Below are 805 nucleotides of genomic sequence, written 5' to 3'. Positions count from 1 at the left end.
CTGCGGGCAGGGGCCGCGCGTAGCGGGGTCGACGGCGGGCGTGTTCGAGGTCGATGCCCTCGAGGATGGCGGCCATCTCGGCGGGGGTGACCTCGACGCGATCGCCGCCCGGCGAGGGGAACTTGAAGGTGCCGCGTTCGAGCCGTTTCATCCAGATCGAGTACCCGTCGCGGTCCCACCAGAGTGCCTTGAGGCGGTCGCCGCGGCGGTTGCGGAAGATGAAGAGATGGCCGCTGAGGGGATCGAGCCGGAGGGCGGAATTGACGAGGGCGGCGAGCGTGTCGAAGCCCTTCCGCATGTCGGCCGGTGCGGTGGCCAGGTAGATGCGGACGGTGGGCGGGAGGTGGATCACGGCCGATCCTCCAGGAGGTCGAGGAGGCGGCCCAGCGAGTCGGCATCGAAGCCGGGAGGGACGCGGAGGACGTGACGGTCGCCGAGGACGAGTTCGATGGGATCCGACGGCGTGGCGACGGGTGTCGAGATGACGGGTTCGGCCGGGCGGATGTGGACGGGGAGGAATGCGGGCCGAGCGGCCGGAGTGCCGGCGGGGGAGGAGGAGCGGGTGGCGGAAGTGAGATGGGCGCGGGGGCGGCGTGGGGGGAGCCCCGGGCGGAGGCGATAGAGTTGGCGGCGGAAGGCGTGGATGGAGAGCCCGTGGGCCGAGCAGAACTGGACGTGCGTCATGCCGGAGCGGCGGAAGTCGGCCAGGACGGCCGGCCAGTCGATCTCGCGATGTGAGGATGATGCTTGCAACGCGGGGCCTCCGTCGAGTGACGCAACGGCCCCATCCTGACGATCCCCCCGA

The 805-nt window shown here is 71.2% G+C and carries 2 protein-coding genes; both read right to left on the bottom strand.

Going from position 1 to position 805, the window contains the following annotated elements; translation table 11 throughout:
* Positions 1 to 352, bottom strand: a 352-nt coding sequence (gene tnpB / locus G6O54_RS36970; protein WP_165236165.1) for an IS66 family insertion sequence element accessory protein TnpB, incomplete at its 3' end; no start/stop codon positions are given.
* On the bottom strand, positions 349 to 753 hold the full coding sequence (gene tnpA / locus G6O54_RS36965; protein WP_165236162.1) for an IS66 family insertion sequence element accessory protein TnpA: 405 nt from the start codon (positions 751 to 753) through the stop codon (positions 349 to 351). The genes tnpB and tnpA, both read right to left, overlap by 4 nt.
* Positions 754 to 805: the final 52 nt, after the last annotated feature.

Source organism: Aquisphaera insulae (assembly GCF_011064615.1).
In the GTDB taxonomy this organism is placed as follows: domain Bacteria; phylum Planctomycetota; class Planctomycetia; order Isosphaerales; family Isosphaeraceae; genus Aquisphaera; species Aquisphaera insulae.
The sequence above is the reverse complement of the archived record's forward strand: the minus strand, read 5'-3'. Positions and strand labels throughout refer to the sequence as shown.